Source organism: Kitasatospora sp. NPDC056651 (genome assembly GCF_042792155.1).
Lineage (GTDB): Bacteria > Actinomycetota > Actinomycetes > Streptomycetales > Streptomycetaceae > Kitasatospora.
Window position 1 is genome coordinate 1 of the sequence record NZ_JBHTWX010000094.1, and the last position, 18,907, is coordinate 18,907.

The 18,907-nt window shown below is 73.1% G+C and carries 17 protein-coding genes and 1 tRNA gene; 5 read left to right on the forward strand and 13 right to left on the reverse strand.

Annotation, left to right across the window (positions count from 1 at the left end):
* Positions 1 to 57 precede the first annotated feature (57 nt).
* The 6 genes from ACFRAR_RS29000 to ACFRAR_RS29025 form a co-directional block, all read right to left on the reverse strand.
* On the reverse strand, positions 58 to 1,476 hold the full coding sequence (locus ACFRAR_RS29000) for a glycosyltransferase 87 family protein (protein ID WP_380701450.1): 1,419 nt from the start codon (positions 1,474 to 1,476) through the stop codon (positions 58 to 60).
* A 127-nt stretch (positions 1,477 to 1,603) separates the two neighbouring features.
* Positions 1,604 to 3,094: an amino acid permease gene (locus ACFRAR_RS29005; protein WP_380701452.1), complete on the reverse strand. Its 1,491-nt coding sequence runs from the start codon at positions 3,092 to 3,094 to the stop codon at positions 1,604 to 1,606.
* A gap of 228 nt (positions 3,095 to 3,322) precedes the next feature.
* A complete protein-coding gene (locus tag ACFRAR_RS29010; RefSeq protein WP_380701502.1) occupies positions 3,323 to 4,783 on the reverse strand; it encodes a penicillin-binding transpeptidase domain-containing protein in 1,461 nt (486 codons plus the stop codon).
* Between the two features lie 44 nt (positions 4,784 to 4,827).
* Complete coding sequence (locus tag ACFRAR_RS29015) at positions 4,828 to 6,162, reverse strand: FtsW/RodA/SpoVE family cell cycle protein (RefSeq protein WP_380701504.1); 1,335 nt, start codon at positions 6,160 to 6,162, stop codon at positions 4,828 to 4,830.
* 239 nt (positions 6,163 to 6,401) lie between these two features.
* Positions 6,402 to 7,088 carry an ABC transporter gene (locus tag ACFRAR_RS29020; RefSeq protein WP_380701454.1) on the reverse strand — a complete coding sequence of 229 codons (687 nt, stop codon included), beginning with the start codon at positions 7,086 to 7,088 and terminating at the stop codon, positions 6,402 to 6,404.
* The gene (locus ACFRAR_RS29025; protein WP_380701506.1) at positions 7,085 to 7,936 is read right to left on the reverse strand and encodes an ATP-binding cassette domain-containing protein; all 852 of its coding nucleotides are present in this window, start codon (positions 7,934 to 7,936) and stop codon (positions 7,085 to 7,087) included. The genes ACFRAR_RS29020 and ACFRAR_RS29025 overlap by 4 nt, the downstream gene beginning before the upstream one ends.
* Positions 7,937 to 8,100: 164 nt before the next feature.
* Here ACFRAR_RS29025 and ACFRAR_RS29030 point away from each other — a divergent pair, with 164 nt between their 5' ends.
* Together ACFRAR_RS29030 and ACFRAR_RS29035 are read left to right on the forward strand one after the other, a co-directional pair.
* Positions 8,101 to 9,423, forward strand: coding sequence for a VWA domain-containing protein (locus ACFRAR_RS29030; RefSeq protein WP_380701456.1), 1,323 nt, complete (start codon positions 8,101 to 8,103; stop codon positions 9,421 to 9,423).
* A gap of 2 nt (positions 9,424 to 9,425) precedes the next feature.
* Positions 9,426 to 10,298: a peptidase gene (locus tag ACFRAR_RS29035; RefSeq protein ID WP_380701458.1), complete on the forward strand. Its 873-nt coding sequence runs from the start codon at positions 9,426 to 9,428 to the stop codon at positions 10,296 to 10,298.
* Between the two features lie 654 nt (positions 10,299 to 10,952).
* Here ACFRAR_RS29035 and ACFRAR_RS29040 read toward each other — a convergent pair.
* Entirely contained in the window at positions 10,953 to 11,489 is a 537-nt protein-coding gene (locus tag ACFRAR_RS29040) for a DUF4240 domain-containing protein (RefSeq protein ID WP_380701460.1), read from the reverse strand.
* Positions 11,490 to 11,763: 274 nt separating this feature from the next.
* Here ACFRAR_RS29040 and ACFRAR_RS29045 point away from each other — a divergent pair, with 274 nt between their 5' ends.
* On the forward strand, positions 11,764 to 12,342 hold the full coding sequence (locus ACFRAR_RS29045; RefSeq protein ID WP_380701462.1) for a hypothetical protein: 579 nt from the start codon (positions 11,764 to 11,766) through the stop codon (positions 12,340 to 12,342).
* Positions 12,343 to 12,530: 188 nt separating this feature from the next.
* Here ACFRAR_RS29045 and ACFRAR_RS29050 read toward each other — a convergent pair whose 3' ends face one another.
* Complete coding sequence (locus tag ACFRAR_RS29050; RefSeq protein WP_380701464.1) at positions 12,531 to 12,827, reverse strand: helix-turn-helix domain-containing protein; 297 nt, start codon at positions 12,825 to 12,827, stop codon at positions 12,531 to 12,533.
* A 111-nt stretch (positions 12,828 to 12,938) separates the two neighbouring features.
* On the opposite strand from ACFRAR_RS29050, the gene ACFRAR_RS29055 reads away from it, so the two are divergent.
* Complete coding sequence (locus ACFRAR_RS29055) at positions 12,939 to 13,865, forward strand: hypothetical protein (protein ID WP_380701466.1); 927 nt, start codon at positions 12,939 to 12,941, stop codon at positions 13,863 to 13,865.
* Positions 13,862 to 15,655, forward strand: coding sequence for a hypothetical protein (locus ACFRAR_RS29060; protein ID WP_380701468.1), 1,794 nt, complete (start codon positions 13,862 to 13,864; stop codon positions 15,653 to 15,655). Before ACFRAR_RS29055 ends, ACFRAR_RS29060 begins: the two co-directional genes overlap by 4 nt.
* 259 nt (positions 15,656 to 15,914) lie before the next feature.
* Here the strand turns inward: ACFRAR_RS29060 and ACFRAR_RS29065 are convergent.
* From ACFRAR_RS29065 to moaC, 5 genes are all read right to left on the reverse strand, one after another.
* Positions 15,915 to 15,988: transfer RNA gene (locus tag ACFRAR_RS29065), tRNA-Ala, on the reverse strand.
* A 94-nt stretch (positions 15,989 to 16,082) separates the two neighbouring features.
* On the reverse strand, positions 16,083 to 17,081 hold the full coding sequence (locus ACFRAR_RS29070) for a hypothetical protein (protein WP_380701470.1): 999 nt from the start codon (positions 17,079 to 17,081) through the stop codon (positions 16,083 to 16,085).
* 150 nt (positions 17,082 to 17,231) lie between these two features.
* Positions 17,232 to 17,858 carry a GNAT family N-acetyltransferase gene (locus ACFRAR_RS29075; protein ID WP_380701508.1) on the reverse strand — a complete coding sequence of 209 codons (627 nt, stop codon included), beginning with the start codon at positions 17,856 to 17,858 and terminating at the stop codon, positions 17,232 to 17,234.
* Positions 17,855 to 18,418, reverse strand: a complete 564-nt coding sequence (locus tag ACFRAR_RS29080) for a molybdenum cofactor biosynthesis protein B (RefSeq protein ID WP_380701472.1) — start codon at positions 18,416 to 18,418, stop codon at positions 17,855 to 17,857. The genes ACFRAR_RS29075 and ACFRAR_RS29080 overlap by 4 nt, the downstream gene beginning before the upstream one ends.
* Positions 18,415 to 18,855, reverse strand: coding sequence for a cyclic pyranopterin monophosphate synthase MoaC (gene moaC, locus ACFRAR_RS29085; protein ID WP_380701510.1), 441 nt, complete (start codon positions 18,853 to 18,855; stop codon positions 18,415 to 18,417). The genes ACFRAR_RS29080 and moaC overlap by 4 nt, the downstream gene beginning before the upstream one ends.
* Positions 18,856 to 18,907 lie beyond the last annotated feature (52 nt).

An 18,907-nucleotide genomic window follows, 5' to 3' on the forward strand; every position in this document is an offset into this window, starting at 1 on the left:
CCTCCCGGCAGGGCGGGCCGCGGCGTCTCCACAGCTCCTCGCCGGCTCCCCCGGTCGTCAGCTCCTCGGCAGCGCGGGCAGCGGCCGTCGCCGCACCGGGAACAGCCGGACCGGGCGCCGGCTGCTCCAGCGCCGGGCCGCCAGCCGGGGCCAGATCACCAGCACCACCGGCAGCGCCAGGTACCCGAACCGCCCGGCCGGGGCGAGCATGAAGGCGATCGCGAGCCCGGCGGCCAGCAGGTCGGCCGCGGCGATCGCGGAGACCGGCGGCCGGGCCAGCAGCCAGATCGCCACCCCGATCAGGGCCACCGTCATCAGCGACAGCGAGATCGCGTGCCCGGTCGGTCCGAATCCGGCCAGCACCTTGCCCGGCAGCGGGCTGCCCGCCGGGGTGCGGATCGCCGTCATCCCGAGCGGGAAGCGCACCACCTGCTCGCGCAGCGCGCCGGCCTGGGCCAGCGCGGCGGGCAGGATCACCACCGCGCTCACCCCGACGCCGATCAGCGCGGTCCGGGCCGCGGGCCGCCGCCCGTACAGCCGCCAGAGCAGCAGGACGGCCACCGGCAGCGCGGGCCAGGCCGTCCACTTCAGGGTGCAGGCCAGGGCGAGCACCAGTCCGGCGGAGACCGTGCGGTCCCGTTCGGCGAGTGCCATCGCCAGGCAGCAGACCCCGATCAGCGGCAGGTCCACCCCGCCGACCACCAGGGCGAGCGCGATCAGCGGCGAGGCGGTGAGGATGGCCAGCGGCAGCAGCGGCGCCCGCTCCCTGGACGGCCGCAGCAGCCGCCAGGCGGCCAGCAGGCAGGCGAGGAAGGCCAGCGCGAACCAGATCCGGGCGTCCCCGGCGACCCTGGCGAAGGCGTTGGAGTCGCCGAAGAGCTGCCGCGGCATCCCGAACAGGGACATCGCGGGCAGGTACGGGTTGTAGTCGGTGACCACCACCGGGTGCGGCAGGTACGGGGTGCCGGTGGTGAGCAGCAGGTGGGCCGAGCGCTCGACCACCATGACCTCGGACTGGTGGCGGCCGTTCAGGGCGAGCAGTCCGAGCGGTATCAGGACGGCTCCGAGGAGGGCGACCGAGGCGGCGGCGCGGGCCGCGAAGCGGCGCGGCAGGGTCAGGCAGAGCACTCCGGCCAGGGCGTAGGCGGGGGCCGCGATCAGACCCCAGATCCGCTGGTTGGGCAGGTCGGAGACGAGCGGGAAGGCGGCGGCCCAGCCGGCCGCGACCAGGCAGCCGAGCAGTTGGACGGTCCGCATCGAGGCGAGCGTGGCGAGTCTGGTGGGATTCAGTCGACCGGGCGTGGGCGGGAAGGTGCTCTCGACGCGCTGGCGGGGGAGCCGACGGACGGAGAAACCGCGCGGCCGGCGGCCGGGGCCGGACGACGCCTCGGTCGCGGAGGTCTGGGCCGGCGTTCCGCCGCGGCCGGTGGTGCGGCCGCGCGGGCGGTAGTGGCCGGGCGTGCGGGTGCTCACCATGGTGGAAGGTTAGGGGCGGCGGCCGGGCCGTGTCGCCACGACGACGGACACCGGACTGGCGTTGGCGTGAAAGGGCCGCCGGGTGCCACGGCGGTCGGCGGCCCTTCACACGGGATTCGCCTCCGGGTCAGCCGGCGGCGCTGTCCGTGGGGACGGACGGCTGCTCCGGCTGCTCCAGCCGGGAGTGCCTCATGCTGTAGCCGAAGTACACCACCAGGGCCACGGCGAGGGCGATCGCGCCGGCCCGGAAGGTGTCGGCGTGCAGGCCGGTGATCAGGTAGACGCAGAAGCCGACGCTGATCAGCGGGACGACCGGGTAGCCGGGCACCTTGAAGCCGCGCGGCAGGTCGGGCTGGGTGCGGCGCAGCACGATCACGCCGATCGACACCACCGAGAAGGCCACCAGGGTGCCGAGCGAGGTGATGTCGGCCAGCACCCGCAGCGGGATGAACGCGGCCAGCGCGCCCACGCCGAGGCCGACCACGACGGTGTTCCAGGCCGGGGTGCCGGTGCGCGGGGAGAGTTCGGCGAAGCGCTTGGGCAGCATGCCGTCGCGGCCCATCGAGTACAGGATGCGGGTCTGGCCGTAGATCACCACGAGGGTGACGCTGAAGATCGAGATGATCGCGCCGATCGCGAACAGGATCGCCGGCCAGCTCTGGCCGGTGATGTCCTGGAGGATCTGGGCGAGGCCGGCCTTCTGGCCCTCGAACTTGGTCCACGACTGGGCGCCGATGCCCGCCAGGGCGACCAGGATGTAGAGCAGGGTCACCACGACCAGCGAGATGATGATCGCCAGCGGCAGGGTGCGGCGCGGGTTCTTGACCTCCTCGCCGGCGGTGGACACGGCGTCCAGGCCGATGAACGAGAAGAAGATGCTGGAGGCCGCGATCTGGACGCCGCCGATGCCGAGCGGCATGAACGGGGTCAGGTTGCCGGAGTGGAAGCCGGTGAGCGCCACGCCGATGAACATCAGCAGGATCACGATCTTGGTGGCGACCATCACCGCGTTGACCTTCGCCGACTCGCTCACGCCGCGGATCAGCAGGACGCAGACCATGGCGACCAGCAGCAGCGCCGGCAGGTTGAACCAGTGGGTGGCGTCCGGCGCGCCGGAGAACTCCTCGGGGATCGTGAAGCCGAAGGCCAGGCTGAAGAACTTGTTCAGGTAGTCGGCCCAGGTCACCGCGATCGCGGAGGCGGAGACGCCGTACTCCATCAGCAGGCAGATGCCGACGCCGAAGGCCACGCCCTCGCCGAGGGTGGCGTACGCGTAGGAGTACGAGGAGCCGGAGGCCGGGATCGCGGAGGCCATCTCGGCGTAGCAGAGCGCGGTGAGCCCGGCGGTGACGGCGGCGATCACGAAGGACAGGATGACGGCGGGCCCGGCCGAGGGCACGGCGGTGTTCAGCACGAAGAAGATGCCGGTGCCGATGGTGGCGCCGATGCCGATCGAGGACAGCTGCCACAGGCCGATCGAGCGGCGCAGGTGGATGCCGGAGCGACCGCCCTCCTCGGGCGCGCCGGCCGGGAGGACGTCCTTGCCTTCGGTCTCGGCGATCAGGGTCGAGACGGGCTTGCGTCGCAGCAGACGCGTGCCGAGGGTGTTGCTGGCCAAAACCGCGGTCCTTCTGGGCGGGGGGAGGGTGCGTTGGCAGCCCTGCCGGGGGTGTCATCGGGGACCAACCGAACGAACGTGGGGCAGTACCCGTCGAAAGCACCGGTATCGCAAACGAACAGTCCCAACCGGTTCATTGTACGGATGAATGCATAACAATGCACAATTTGGACCGTTTGTGACCGGAACATCGCCCGCCCGGCCGCTGGAGCAGCGGCCCCGCGGCGGTCATCCGCCGAGCACCGCGCGCATCACCGACCGGGCGATCGGCGCGGCCAGCGCGCCACCCGTGACATCGGTGGCGTCACTGTCCTCGACCACCACGGCCACCGCCACCGGCGGCACCGCGTCCGATCCGGCCGGCCCGGCCCAGGAGACGAACCAGGCGTACGGCGTCCCGCTGTTGCCCACCCCGTGCTGGGCCGTCCCGGTCTTGCCGCCGACCACCGCCCCGCCGATCCGGGCGTTGCCGCCGGTGCCGTTCTCCACCACGTCGGTCATCAGCTTGCGCACCTGCCCGGCCACCGCCGGGGTCATCGCCCGCCTGTACACCGCCGGCTTCATCAGCCGCACCGTGGTGCCGTCGCTCCTGGTCAGCCTGTCCACGAGCTGTGGACGCATCACCGTCCCGTCGTTGGCGACCCCGGCCGCGACCATCGCCATCACCAGCGGGGTGGCCGCCGTGTCGAACTGCCCGATCGAGGAGAGCGCCAGCTGCGACTCGTCCGTCCGGGTGTCGAAGTTCGACCGGGCGGCGCGCACCGGGACCTCCAGCCCGGCGTCGTTGAAGCCGAAGCTCGCGGCCATCTCGGCCATCCGCTCCGAGCCGGTCCGCACCCCGAGGTAGCCCAGCACGCTGTTGCAGCTGGCGGTCATCGCGGCGTCCAGCGACAGGCCGGCCCGGTCGCAGGCCGGGGTGTCGTTGACCAGCGGCGTGGTGGTGCCGGGCAGCACGTACGGGAAGGGCGCCCCGGTCGGCGCGTCGGGGTCGGTGACCACCCCGTTCGCCAGCGCGGCCGCGGCGGTGACCACCTTGAAGGTCGAGCCCGGCGGGTAGGTCTGGCGCAGCGCCCGGTTGAGCATCGGCTCGGCGGCGTCGGCCTGCAGCCGGTTCCAGGCCGCCTGGTCGGCGGCGCCGTGGCCCGCGAAGGCGCCCGGGTCGTAGGAGGGCGTGCTGGCCAGCGCCAGGATCCGCCCGGTGGCCGGCTCGATCGCGGCGACCGCGCCCCGCTGACTGCCCAGGCCGCGCATCGCGGCCTCCTGGGCGGCCCGGTCCAGCGTGGTGTGGACGTCGCCGCCGGGATTCTGCCGGCGGGCGACGGCATCCCAGAGCGACCAGCCCGCCAGCCGCCCGTCGGTGCCGGTCAGCAGCTCGTCCTCGGTCCCCTCCAGCTGGCTGGTGCCGTACGCCTGCGAGGCGAAGCCGGTGACCGCCGCGTAGGTCGGACCGTCGGTGTAGCCGCGCTTGTACGCGTACCGGCCGCCGGTCCGCTCCGAGCCGGTCACCGGTTCGCCGCCGACCACGATGTCGCCGCGCGGCTGGGCGTAGCGCTCGATGGTGAGCCGCTGGTTGGCGCCGTTGCGGTCGAGGTCCCTCGCCTGGAACACCTGCACCCGGGTGGCCTGCGCGCACAGCGCCGCGACCAGCAGCAGGCAGAAGGTGCCCGCCCGGCGGCCGGTGACCGAGATGCCGGGCAGCCCCCGCGGGCCGTCGCCCCCGGGCCGCGCGCGCGTCACCGGGCCTCCCCGGGGGCGGGGCGCCGCGCGATGTCGCTCATCCGGACGAGCAGCGCGACGATGATCCAGTTGGTGACCACCGAGGAGCCGCCCTGGGCGATGAACGGCATGGTCATCCCGGTCAGCGGGATCAGCGCGAGCACCCCGCCCGCCACCACGAACACCTGGAGGCCGACGATCGCGGCCAGCCCGATCGCCAGCAGGCGGCCGAACGGGTCGCGCAGCGCGATGCCGGTCCGGAAGCCCCGCGAGACCAGCACCGCGTACAGCAGGAACACCGCGACCAGTCCGGTCAGCCCGAGCTCCTCGCCGATGGTGGCCAGGATGAAGTCCGACTTGGCGGCGAAGCCGATCAGCACCGAGTGCCCGTTGCCGAGCCCGGTGCCCAGTTCGCCGCCCCAGGCGAAGGCGAACAGCGACTGGGCGATCTGGTTGACGCCCCGGCCCGCCGCGATCGAGCCCAGTGGGTCCAGCCAGTCCGCGACCCGGCTGTGCACGTGCGGCGAGAGCCGGCCCACCGTCACCGCGCCGACCGCGGCCAGGCCCAGGCCGATCACGACCCAGCCGGTGCGCGCGGTCGCCACGTAGAGCATCACCACGAACAGGCCGAAGAACAGCAGCGAGGTGCCGAGGTCGGTCTCCAGCACCAGGACGCCGACGAACGCCGCCCAGATCAGCAGCACCGGCCCGAGCACCCGCCCGCGCGGCAGCTGCCGACCCCGGACCCGGCGGCCGGTGAGCGCCAGCGCGTCCTGGTGCTCCGCCAGGTAGGCGGCGAAGAACACCGCCAGCAGGACCTTGGCGAACTCCCCCGGCTGGAAGGAGAGCGGCCCGATCACGATCCAGATCCGGGAGCCGTACACCGGCGGGAAGAAGATCGGCAGCACCAGCAGGACCAGCGCCACCAGCGCCCCGAGGTACGCGTGGCGCCGCAGCCTCCGGTGGTCGCGCACCAGCAGCACCACCGCGATGAACAGCGCCACCCCCAGCGCCGACCAGAGCAGCTGGGTGGCGGCGGCACCCCGCCCCGGAGTGGCCCGGTCCAGCCGGTGGATCACCACCAGTCCGATCCCGTTCAGCAGCACCGCGATCGGCAGCGGCAGCGGGTCCGCGTACCGGGCCCGCCACCGGACGACGGCGTGCGCCGCCAGGGCCGCCGCACCGAGCACGGCGCCGTAGCCGGCCGCGTCCGCCGGGACGTGCCCGTCCAGGTTGACGCCGACCTCGACGTAGCCGAACACGGCGGTCAGCACGGCACCGACCACCAGGACGAGCTCGGTGGTGCGCCCGGTCGGCACCGGCCGGCTCGGCCCGGCGGCGGATCTCGGCACGGCGGAGGGTGTCGCCACGGACCGTCCTGGGGTAGCGAAGGGCCCGGCGCCGCCGGCCGGGGGATGCCGATCGGGGCGGACCGGCGACGGATGCCGGTCCGCCCCGACGGGAGCGGCGATGGGCCCGAACGCGGAGAAACCGCGCCCGTGTCCCGATTTCGCACCCTAACGAGCGTTATCCATATGTACTGGTTATTCGCTACGGTGTGTCCGCCATTGCCCGGATCACCCGGCCGCCCTCACTCCGGCCGCCGGCCCGCCAGCGCCGCCACCCCGCCACCGGCCGCGGCCAGCAGCACGACCGCGACCAGCAGGCTCCCCCAGGGCACCGCGACCTCACCCGTCCGGGCCGCCGACACCAGGACACGCACCGCGGCGTTGGCCGGCGAGGCCGGCACCACCAGCAGCAGCGTGGCCAGCGTCAGCGCCGCCGGGATGCCGTACTGCGCGTGGAACAGCACCGGCCGGTTGGCCAGCGCCCCGGCCAGCACCCCCAGCAGCGCGCACACCACCGAGGCCGCCAGTCCGGCCGACACCGCCGCCCCGGCCCCCGGATCCTGCCGCGCCCCCGCGTCGGCCACCGGCCCGCTGGTCCACCACACCGCCGCCACCTGACCGACCGCCAGCACCAGCGACACCGTCAGCGCCGCCAGCAGCGCGCCCAGGTGCACCCGGACCGGCCCCACCGCCGCCACCAGGCAGGCCCGGGAGGCCGGCGGCTCCGCGCTCAGCACGCTGCGCACGTACCAGGCGCTCACCGGCAGCAGCACCCCCGCGCCGAAGCCGAGGCCGCCCAGCAGCGGATCACCCGCCGACACCCCGATCACCAGCAGCAGCGCGTACGCCAGGAACGGCGGCAGCCAGGCGTGCGAGCGCAGCAGCAGCTCCAGGTGGTACCGGGTGAGCGAACCGACCCGCGCCGTCACCGCCCGCCCTCCGCCCGCCGCCGCACCGCGAGCACCCGGACCGCCGGGCGGCCCAGCAGCAGCCGGCGCAGCAGCGCGTCCGAGTGCGCGGCCGGTACGGCCAGCCGCACCGCCGTCCCGGCCAGCGCGGTCACCTCCGGCGAGCCGGGCAGCGGCGCGGGCAGCGGGGCACCGTCCGGGACGTCCACCTCGACCTCCATCACCGGGCCGTCCGCCACCGGCTCCACCGCCTCCTCCTCGACGCGCCGCAGCGCGCCGTCCGCGCCGACCCGGTACGCCGCGCTGGTCAGCCCGGCCAGCCGGGCCGGGTCGTGGTCGACGAACAGCACCGTGCCGCCCTGCGCCGCCCGCTGCGCCGCCGCCTCGTCCAGCACCGCCCGGGCTTCCGGGTCCAGCCCGGTCCAGGCCTCGTCCAGCAGCAGCACCCGCGCCTCCGGGAGCAGCGCCTGGGCGACCGCGACCTTCTGGCAGGTGCCCTTCGACAGCCGGCTCAGCGGCGTGCCCGCCCGGTCCGCGACGCCGAACCGGTCCAGCCACTCCCCGGCCCGCAGCCGCGCCCGCTCCGCGGACAGCCCGTGCACCCGGCCCACCCGCAGCAGGTAGGAAGCGGCGTCGAAGGGCAGCGCCGGGGGGAAGCGCTCGGGCACGTACGCCGCCGGGCCGGGCCGCCGCACCCGCCCGGTGCTCGGCCGCTCGATCCCGGCGGCCAGCCGCAGCAGCGTCGACTTGCCGCTCCCGTTCCGCCCGGCGATCCGCACCAACTCGCCCGGCCCGAGCGCCAGATCGACCCCGTGCAGGATCCACCGCCCCCGCCGGCCGTACCGCTTGCCGACCGCCGCCAACTCCATCACGCCCCCCGCTCCGCTCCGTTGTGTCCGGAAGGCTATCCATCCCGGATAAGGCCGGCGTGAGCGAATTCCACTGCCGCACGCCGGAGTTCACCACCGAGCGGATCGAGGCACGATCCGGACTCGTTTCGCCACGGCGAACTGATGCTCCCTAGGATCAACGGGTGAATACCGGACGACGACCACAGACCAGGCTCGGCGGCCTGCTGGCGGCCCTGGCGATAACGGGCGCCTCGCTGCTCCTCGGCCTGCCCGCCCACGCCGACGAACCATCAGCCGGAGCGGCTCCCGCGACCAAGGAGGCCCCCCGGGTCGACCTCGTCCTGGACGTCAGCGGCTCCATGCGGGAAGCGGACATCCAGGGCAAGAGCCGCATCTCGGTGGCCCAGCAGTCGCTGAACGAGGTGATCGACGCGCTGCCCGCGGAGACCGAGTTCGGCATCCGCACCCTGGGCGCGACCTACCCCGGCAACGACAAGGCCCAGGGCTGCCAGGACACCAAGCAGCTCTACCCGGTCGGCAAGACCGACAAGGTCGAGGCCAAGACCGCCGTCGCCACCCTGCGGCCCACCGGGTTCACCCCGATCGGCCTGGCCCTGCGCGGCGCCGCCCAGGACCTCGGCAAGGGCGAGACCACCCGCCGCGTGGTGCTGATCACCGACGGCGAGGACACCTGCACCCCGCCCGACCCCTGTGACGTCGCCCGCGAGCTCGCCTCCCAGGGCATCCACCTGGTCGTCGACACCCTGGGCCTGGCCCACGACGACAAGACCCGCCAGCAGCTGCTCTGCATCGCCAACGCGACCGGCGGCACCTACACCGACGTCCGCACCCAGGAGCAGCTCACCGACAAGGTGAAGCAGCTCGTCGACCGCTCCAACGACACCTACACCGTGACCCCGGTCAAGACCGCCGGCACCGACAAGTGCGAGAGCGCCCCGGTGCTCGCCCCGGGCGTCTACACCGACCGCGAGAAGTTCTCCGAGCACCGCGTCTACAAGGTCCCGGTCAAGTCCGGCCAGGAGCTGCGCGCCTCGGTCAGCGTCGCCCTCGACCGCCCGGTGGCCAGGGACTACGGGGTGCTGCTCCAGGCCACCAGTGCGGCCGGCCAGGAGCTGGTGCGCGGCACCGACGCCGGCAGCGGCCGCACCGACGTCGTCTCCACCGGCCTGCGCTGGTCCACGAACGACTCCAAGGGCTACGTCACCGCGAGCCCGACCGCCACGTCGAGCGCCAAGCCGGAGACCACCGTCTGCCTGGTCGTCAGCAACTCGCTGGCCCCGCAGTCCGGCGTCCTGGCCGACCCCGGTCTGCCGCTGGAGCTGACCGTCGACCTGGCCTCCTCCTCGCCCGCGCCGGAGGGCGCCGCGATGGGCCTCGGCCGCGGCTGGATCCTGCTGCTCACCCTCACCCTGGCCGGCCTGGCCTTCGGCCTGGTCTTCGGCTGGATCGCGCGCTGGCGCATCTCCGTCTGGCGGGAGAACTGACCATGCGTACGACGATCCGCGGCGCCCTCGCCGCCCTCGCCCTGCTGCCCGCCCTGGCCCTGGGCGCCCCGGCGGCCTCGGCCGCCTCGCCGTCCCCGTCGGCCAGAGCGAGCGGCACCCCGGCGCCCGCCACCAAGGCGGGCACCTCCTTCCTGACCGCGGTCAACCTCTCCCCCGGCCAGGACGCCAAGGTCGCCGCCTCCACCGGCGACTACCTCTACTGGGCGTTCGGCGCCTCCGAGGGCCAGACCCCGACGGTCGGCCTGACCGTCGACCTGGCCCCCTCGGCCGACCGGCACGGCCCGCAGACCTGGTCCGTCGAGGTCTTCGACGGGCTGCGCCGCCGCCAGTCGTGCACGGCCGGCACCCAGAACGCCACCGCCGAGCAGAGCGCGACCACGCTGGCCCTGGACTGCACCCTGCGCGAGGTCCGCACCTGGGCCGAGCCCTGGTCCGGCGACCCGCTGCCCGGCACCTACTACGTGCGGCTGTCGGTCAACGACGTCCCGCAGCCGGACCTCGGCCTGGCCTCCTCGGTCCGGCTGCACGTCGCCGCCAAGGGAGACGCCGACAACGCCCAGCCGGAGGGCGGCGAGCTGAAGGCCCCGCTGGTCCCGCCGGTCGGCGGCGGCGCCAGTACGGCCAAGGCGGCCGCCCCGGTGGCGCAGGAGGAGCACTGGTACACCGGCTGGTTCTCCGGCTGGAACAGCCGCTGGTACTGGACGATCGGCGGCGGCTGCCTGGCCGCGCTGGCCGGCGTCCTCGGCTACAACCTGACCCGGCACCCGCGCGGTCACCGGCCCGGCCACCACGGCGTCGTCCCGTCCCAGGGCTCCCACCCGGGCGGCCACTACGCCGGCTCGGACCGCCCCTGAGGCGCGCCCCGAGAAACCCCCGGAGGGGCCGTCCGGACGTCGTTCCGGCCGGCCCCTCCGGTTTTCCCGGGGCCGCCCGCGCGGGGCACCCGGGCCGATCCGGGTGCCCGGCACGGGGAGCACGGCCGCGAACGGCGGAGGCGGCCGGCGGGCCCCGGCCGGGCGGCCGCCGGATCGTTCCTCCGTCAGGGCCCGGGCCCACCGGCCCGACCGGCCCCTCCGAGGCCCAGACCGCGTCAGAAACGGGCCCGGGTGCACGATGTGATCTCCCCCACGGCCGCCCCCCGGGCGCCGCCGGATCCGAGCCGGCCCCCGGAAACGCGAAGTCCCCCCGAGAGATGACTCCCGGGGGGACTTCGTCGACCGGCCGGAGCCGGTCCGTTGGGTGGGGTGTTCACAAGTAGGGCTGACCTGGGCCGATTCCACCCTAGCAATGATCGCTTCCCGGGCCGCTGAAGATCGTTTCCCGAGCCCTCCAACGTGGGCCATCTCTCACCTGTCTTGGGCGGATGTTCACGCCGGCAGCGCTCCAGCGGGGTGACCGTGTTCTCTGCCACATTCGGTGAGGGCGAGGACGCCGCAACCCGCCGTGCTGGTGTGCGCTCCCAGTGTTCCGTGCCTGGCCTCAGTTGAGGCCCGACCGTTTGTGAGCCTCTAGCCCGAGTACAACGCTGCCAGACACGGCAGGCGTCGGCTCAGCTGGTCGCCGTCGGCGAAGTCGAAGCCCCAGTTCGGGTCGAGAGCCGGGTACTGGATGGTGAAGGCGCCGTCGGGAAGTTCCTTCCCAGTGACTTCCTGGTAAGCGTCCCAGGCGATGCTCAGAGTTTCCTCGCACTCGATGTCGATCCCATCGGCGGCGAATGAGCGTACGGCCGGGAGCCCGGCGAGCCTGTCCGGATCGGCGATGACGCTCTCGAAGGTCGCACGGCCCTGCGTGATCAGCCAGCCACGAAAGTAGTCGAACAGGTCGTCCGAGCAACCACCGTTGATCATGTAGGCCGCGCCCCAGAGCGGGGCTTTGTACGACTCGGCCATCAGGTTCCAGAGGATCTGCTGAGCGGCGACGATCTCCTCGGTTGGGCGAAGCGCGAGCAGTGTGGCAGCCCGGCGCGCGACGGCGTCGCCGTTGTCCGGGGCCGGCACCTGCGCGCGGGCTTCTTCGATCAGGTTCCAGAATTGCTGGGTGTCCATGGCGGCTGAGGATGTCACTGAGCTCTGACAGAGCGGTCCAGGGGCGTTGGAGTCCCAACTGGTGCGGGCTGGGCAGGGGTGTCGTCCTGGTTGAGGCCGATCGTTGGACCGTTTCCGTGCAGTCTCTCTGTCCGGCTTCTGGGCTGGGCTGCTTGGCCGTCTGGCTGTTTGCTTCTCCAAGTGCCAGACATGGTTGGCTGTTTGGCTGTCTGGCACGCCTGGCATTCCCTACGATGTCTGCGGTTGGCGAGTGTTGGATGTCTGGGGAGGGCGCGTGGGAGCCGTGGGCGCGGATGAGGCTGTTGCGGCTCCGGGACTGCGGATCGCCGTTGACTTCTACGCCGCGAAGGCCGAGGAACTGCAGCTGCGGCAAGCGGCGCTGGAGGACGAGCTCGCCACACTGAGGTCCGAGTTGGCCCGCGTCAGCGGCACCCGGGATCAGCTGGCCGATGTCCTGGCTGAGCTCTTGGTCGGCCAGTCGCAGGAGGACCCAGCCGAGCCGGGACCGACTGCCGCCGAAGAATCTGGCCCCGGCGTCGCAGAGGAGCCCTCGTCGGTGCCGCCCTCCGAGCCAGCCCCGCCACGCCGTTCCGCAGGGCGCCGGGGGGCCCAGTCCGGTGAGGTCATGCAGGCCGTCCTCATGGTTCTGGTCACTGCGGGGCGGCCCATGAGGGTGCGGGAGATCACCGAGGCCATCGGGCGCCCGGCGTCAGGCAAAGAAGGTCGGGCACCTCAGGAGACGACCCGCTCGACGTGCAAGCGGCTCGTGCAGCAGGGCAAGGCTGTCGAGGGCCCGGTCGGCGTGTTCGCAATCGCGCGCTCCGGGGAGCCGTCGGCGGAGGGAGCTGCCTAACGACGCGCCGGTATCTGGAGGTGTTCCCTCCTCCCCTGGCAGGGAGGAGGGAACCGGTTCCGTCGAGGTCGCAGCCGCTTCGGAACCATCACGTGGCCCCTATCAACTGGTTCACGCACCCCCGAGGTTAGAGCAAGGTCGCTGACCTCGGGGGGTGCGTGGCCTATTTCGTCGTTCCCGGGACCGAGTCACCGGGGGCGGGAAGGCCGTTCACCATGCGCGATGCGCGTCTCAACGCGGTGCGGGTACAGCGGAACGTCCAGGAAGTTCTCCAGGCGGGCGACGGTGGCGACATCCGGCCAGGATCGGCCGGCCAGCAGGTCCGCGATCGCCTGCCGGTTCACTCCGGAGCCGACGGCGGCCTGGCGAAGGCTCCATCCCTGATCCGCGAGGACGTTGGCGAGGCGGTGGGAGATCTCCCGCACAGTTTCGGCGCCGACGTCCGTACTGGCCTCGCAGGGCCAGGCTTCCGGATCGTCGGTCATCTCCCGTGGGGGGCGCACGCGGGCGCTTCCGCCAACCATGCTCACACCATCCTGTCCGTTGAAGTGGATCAATCCCCTGACGGCTGCTTGACCAGCCGGTATTCGTGGACCGTGACCCTTGATCCGGACACGTCCGCGAAGATCGCCCGCTACCGGCCCCGCCAGGCGCCGGACGTATGGGAGGACGTCGCGCCATTCGTGCGGTCCGTCGTCACGGCGACGGCCACGGCCGTGCCCTACGACGTGGAACGGCTTCTGCACGCCACGGCCGGCCTGGCGTTGTGGGCCGAAGAGAGCGGACTGCCGCGAGATCCGGACACCTGGCTGCGGGGCGAGGTCATCGACGCGTTCGTACTGTCCCGGGCGGGTGTCCTCGCACCGACATCGGTGCAGACCTACCGCACCTGGCTGCGGCGCGTTCGGGACGCACTGGCCTGGACGGACCGGGGCGAGCCCGTCCCGCCCAGGCTGCACGCTCCCGCCAATCCTCACGAGCCCTACAACAGCGACGAGTTGGCCGGGCTTCGCGACTGGGCCTCGCGCCTGCGCGGACAGCAGCGAACCGACGCGCTCGCCTTGCTGGGGCTCGGCGCCGGCTACGGGCTGATGCCCAGGGAGGTGGCCGCCACCAGGGGTCTGGACCTTCGGCGGCCTGGCCGCGGGCATCCACTGGTCCACACGGGCATCGAGCGCTCGCCGGTGGCCGCCCGCGCTCAGTGGGAGGAGGTCCTGGCCGACCTCGCCGAGGAGGCTGGCGGCCGCTACCTGTTCCGGCCGCGGCGCATGAAGCCCTACGCGAAGAACCTCATCGGCTCCTGGTCTCACCTGCACCAGCCCACCGACGGCCTGCCGCCCCTGTCGGTCGGCCGCCTGCGGGCCGGCTGGATCGTGGAACTGATGCGCGAGCGCATCGACCACGATCTGATCGCCAGGGCCGCAGGGCTCGCCTCCGCCGCGTCACTCGCCCGCTTCCAGCACTTCGTCCCGCCGCTCGACGACGCCACCGCGGCCCGGCTCCTGCGCGGCAGGACGGCGTGACCTTTCCCCGCACGTGGCGGGATACGGAGAAGGCCCAGCGGCGTCGGCCACGGCCGGTCACCGACGCGCCCGCCGAGATCCCGGATTCCAAGGTCGGACAGGTCGACTTCCTGCTCCGCCACTCCGGCGCGCTCGACCTGATCGACGCCGAGCTGGCAGGCCGCCCCGGCCCGGACGGCCTGCCTGTCCGCACCGTGCTCGTGGGCGTGCTGCTGGCGCTGCACTACCACGCGAGCGCGAACCTGGCCGACGCCTGCCGGGTCCTGCTCGACCAGCTCAGACCCACCACGCGAGCCTGGCTCAACGTCCCGGAGATCGAGCCCGACGACCCATGGGCGCGCAACGCGTTCTGCCAGCGCGTCTACCGGTCGTTCGACCGCCTGACCACCGCACTGGACCCGGCCCGCACGGACCGCCGCCGCCGGCTCCCCCTCACCGAGGCGGCCGTCCACGCCGCGGCTTGGGAGGACGGCGCCGCCGAGCACGTTCGCCGTCGTGACCTCCTGCAGCAGATCAGCGACCGTCTCGTCCTGGTCACCGTCCGCCTGGCCCACAGGCGCGGTCTCTTCAAGGGCTGGCACGGCGACGTGGGCGCCGATACCACGGCCTTCCCCGCCTGGCACCACCCCCGGAGCGACCGCCGCGGCCTGGCATCGGTGGAGATCACAGCCGGCTGGCACTTCAGCGGAGGCAGCACCGAGGGCGTCTTCGGGCACAGCGCAACCCTCCTGGCCGCAGTCAGCCGCCGCCACCCCGCGAACCATCCGGCAGCCGGAACCCGGACGAGCAGGCACCCCCAGCTCATCCTGGGCGCCGTCCTCGACAGCCCCGGCAAACGCATCGGCCCCAACGCCGTCCACACGCTCCAGGCCCTCGTCCCGCTCGGCCTGCCCATCGGCCTGCTCGCCGCCGACCGCGCCTACACCGACCAGACCACCGAGAACTTCCAGTCGCACGTCCGCCGGCTCGGCTACCAGCTCGCGCTCGACTACAAGCAGAACCAGCGCGGCATCCAGGGCGGCCACCTCGGCGCCGTCCTCGTCGACGGCACCCTCGCCTGCCCGCTCGTGCCCGAGGCCCTCGCCAATGCCACCACTGGGCTCGACGACAAGACCGTCCGCGATCCCGACGAGAAGCTGCGGCAGCGACTGGCAGCCCGGGAGCCCTACTTCCTCAAGCGCAAGCAGGGTCCCGACCGGCACGGGACGGTCCGCCTCCAGTGCCCCGCCGCCGGCCCGTCCCCCTCCGTGACGTGTCCTCGCTTCAACCGTGCGCACCGGCCCCAGGCCGGACCGCCCACGGTGGTCGACCTCACCAGCGCCCGTTCCACCGCGGCCCACCTCTCCGCGAAGCCCAGCGTCCAGATCGCCCCCGCCGAACGCCTGCGACCACCGCCGGCCAAGGACCTGCCGCGGATCTGCCGCAAACCGACGATCACGGTCCGTCCCGGCGACCTCGGCAAGATCGACAAGCTCCGCCAGGACCGCCACTACCTCGGCCCGGCATGGCGCGACGCCTACAAGCCCATGCGCGCCCACAACGAGGCCGTCAACGGCCGCGTCAAGGGCCACCACATCAACATCGCCGACCCCAAGAAGCGCCTCGCCCACGGACGCGTCGCCCAGACGATCCTGCTCGCCCTGATGATCCTCATGATCAACCTGCGGACCATCCAGGACTGGCTCCGCACCACCACCCCGGAACTCACAACGACACCCGCCGTCGAGCACTACGACGGCCTCACACCAGCCCCGACCGACTTCAACGGCCTTCCCCCACCACCCGACTGACGAACAGCCCGCAGAAGACCCGAAGAGACCTGCACCACACAGCCGTTGACCTGCCCATCGACGGCAGTTCTCGCACGCCCGCCTCAGCCAGGCGACCTCCGAAGCGGCCCGAGCGACCCCGTGATCTACGCCACGAAGCACCATCGCCATCGCACGCCGCCTCGAACAAGCCCGGTCAAAACAGAAATCCCGCTCAGCCGAACCGGCTGAGCGGGATCTCATGACCACTTACGAGTCAGACTCATAAACAGTCGTTGGGTGGAGCTGAGGGGATTCGAACCCCTGACCCCCTCGATGCGAACGAGGTGCGCTACCGGACTGCGCCACAGCCCCAACGAGAAGAAACTCTAGCACCTTTCGGAGGGGGTCCGTGACCACCCCCCGGATCGCGGTGCTGGTCGGGGGGTGGTCCGGGATGGACCCCAGGTCATTCGTTGGCCGCGCGCGGGCGCGACTCGGGGGCCTGCGGCTCGGCGTACTGGTCGAACAGCGGGGTCTTGCGGGACTCCGCGGGTCGGCCGGCGGTCCAGGTGCCGGGGGCCGACAGGTCGAGGCCGCGGGAGACCCTGGGGGCGACCGGCGCGGTCACGTAGGTCGGCAGCGGGACGGGCACCGGCTCCCAGGAGTCCGGGCCGGCCGCACCGCGCTCGCGCATGCCGTCGACCCACTCCTCGTGCTCGGTCGCCTCGGCCACGGCGGAGGCGGAGGGCACCACGACGGTGGCCTGCTCCGGGTCGACCGCCAGCCGCAGGTGCGGACGGCGGGCGGCCCGCCCCTCGGCGGGCGGGGCCGGGGCGGGCTCCGCGCCGGCGGGGGCCTCGGCCGGGGTCGCGGCGGCCGCCGCGGCGGCGCGCTGCTGTTCGCGCTTGCGCAGCCGCTCGGCCGCCTGGGCGGCCCGCACGCGGTCGAGCTTCACCTCGTACCGCTGGCGCTCCAGCTTGCGCAGGTGGCCGATGTACAGGGTGAGGAGGACCGCCGGGACCGCGGGGACCCAGAGGAACGCCAGTCCGGCCACCGCGGCGACCACCGCGGCGAGCGCGAAGGACAGGAAGAGGGCGGTCACCATCCGGCGCCGACGGGCCAGCAGCCGCGCCCGGCGCTCACTGCCGGCCTGCGGCTCGGGGGCCGGCCGCTCGGCCGGACGCTGCGCCGGGGGTTCGGGCTCCCCCGCGGGATCGCCGGAGGCGGCCGCGTCCCGTTCGGGAGGACCGTCGTCGTTCTGCTCGCCGTCACGCGGTTCGTCGCCCAGGGCCCGGGCTGCCCGCCGCTCCAGCGCCGAACGCCCGGCCAGCAGGCGGATGGCGGTGCTGAAGCGTTCCGTCGGGCGCGCCTCGTTGAGTTCGTCCTGCCTGCGGAGCCACATCGGCACCAGATAGGCGGCCCAGGCCCCTACGATGACGGCGTAGATAAGGCCGCTACTGCTCACGATTCACACCGTACGGGCGGTGGGGAAGCGCTGGCAGCAATTTGGCGCGGCGTGTCGTGTGATCAAGCTGATTCTCCGACTATTTTGCCGGTATTTGTGATGGTCCGGCGTCGTGGCGATGCCATATCGATATTTTATTCGAACATATATTCAATTACTGGGCCGACGCCCGGAACTGAGCGCCCGCCAGCGCGCCAGCACCCCCTCCGGGACCTCCTCGGCGGTCAGCGCGTAGACGAGGTGGTCCCGCCAGTCGCCGTCGATGTGGAGATAGCGGGGACGGATTCCCTCCGAGCGGAAGCCGAGTTTCTCCACCACCCGCCGGCTCGGGCCGTTCTCCGGGCGGATGCAGACCTCGATCCGGTGGAGTCCGAGCGTGTGGAAGCAGTAGTTCACCGCGAGCGCCACGGCGGTCGGGATGATGCCCCGGCCGGCCACCGACTCGTCCACCCAGTACCCGACGTTCGCCGAGCACATCGATCCCCAGGTGATCCCGCCGACGGTCAACTGGCCGACCAGCCGGCCCTGGTAGACCACGACGAAGGGAAGCATCCGGCCGGCCGAGGCCTCGCCGCGCAGGAAGCGGACCATCTGCCGGTAGGTCGGCCGAGGGCCGGCGGCCAGGCCCGCCGGGCCGGGCGGCACGGTGGCCTCCCAGCGGCGCAGCCAGTCCCGGTTGCGGTGGCTCACCTCCTGCCACTCGCGCTGGTCGCGGACCCGGATCGGGCGCAGCACGACCTCCCCCTCGTGGAGCTCTACCGGCCAGCCGGCGTTCAGTGCCCTCTCCTGGATGCTGGAGCCCCGGTCGCCGGGGCGTCGGGCCGGGCGTGGTCCCCGCCGCCGAGCTGGTCGACGGCGTGGGCGAGCAGCGGCTCCAGGACGGCCAGGCCGTCCCTGACGCCGCCGGTCGAGCCCGGCAGGTTGACGATCAGGGTACGTCCGGCGAGCCCGGCGAGCCCGCGGGAGAGCGCCGAGGTGGGCACCTTCTCCCGGCCGTACGCGCGGACGGCCTCGGCGATGCCGGGAACCTGGCGGTCGATCACCCGGGCGGTCATCTCGGGGGTGAGGTCCGTCGGCGAGATGCCGGTGCCGCCGGTGGTCAGCACCACGTCGTAGCCGGCCGCGACGGCCTCGCGCAGCGCGGCCTCCACCGGCTCGCCGTCCGGGACGATCCGGGGGCCGTCCGTCCTGAAGCCCATCGCGGTCAGGCCGGCCACCAGCAGCGGGCCGCCCTTGTCCTGGTAGACCCCGGCCGAGGCCCGGTTGGAGACGGTGACGGCCAGCGCCCTCCCGGCCGGGGCCTCCCCGGACGAGGCCTTCGCGGCCGACGCGGTCACGCGTCCACCTCCGGGGCGAACCAGTCACCGCTCTTGCCGCCGGTCTTGCTCAGCACCCGGACCGACTCGATCGTGGCGCCCTTGTCCACCGCCTTGACCATGTCGACGACCGTCAGCCCGGCCACCGCCACGGCGGTCAGCGCCTCCATCTCGACGCCGGTGCGGTCGGAGGTCTTCACGGTGGCGGTGATCTCGACCGCGTCGTCCGCGACCGCGAGGTCGACCTTGACGCCGGAGACCGCGATCGGGTGGCAGAGCGGGATCAGCTCCGGGGTCTTCTTGGCGCCCATGATCCCGGCGATCCGGGCCACCGCGAGGGCGTCGCCCTTGGGCACGCCGTCGCCGCGCAGCAGCTCGACCACCTGCGGGGAGACCCGCACCCGGCCGGCCGCCACGGCGGTGCGCGCGGTGGTGGCCTTCTCGGAGACGTCGACCATCCGGGCCGCGCCCTGGTCGTCGACGTGGGTGAGGCGGTCGCCGGGGGGAGGT

What these genes read in the sequence shown, in the direction of transcription:
- ACFRAR_RS29000 (WP_380701450.1), bottom strand. Translation starts at nt 1,476, where the DNA reads ATGGTGAGCACCCGCACGCCCGGCCACTACCGCCCGCGCGGCCGCACC.
- ACFRAR_RS29025 (WP_380701506.1), bottom strand. Translation starts at nt 7,936, where the DNA reads ATGGAGTTGGCGGCGGTCGGCAAGCGGTACGGCCGGCGGGGGCGGTGG.
- ACFRAR_RS29035 (WP_380701458.1), top strand. Translation starts at nt 9,426, where the DNA reads ATGCGTACGACGATCCGCGGCGCCCTCGCCGCCCTCGCCCTGCTGCCC.
- ACFRAR_RS29040 (WP_380701460.1), bottom strand. Translation starts at nt 11,489, where the DNA reads ATGGACACCCAGCAATTCTGGAACCTGATCGAAGAAGCCCGCGCGCAG.
- ACFRAR_RS29050 (WP_380701464.1), bottom strand. Translation starts at nt 12,827, where the DNA reads ATGACCGACGATCCGGAAGCCTGGCCCTGCGAGGCCAGTACGGACGTC.
- moaC (WP_380701510.1), bottom strand. Translation starts at nt 18,855, where the DNA reads ATGGTCGACGTCTCCGAGAAGGCCACCACCGCGCGCACCGCCGTGGCG.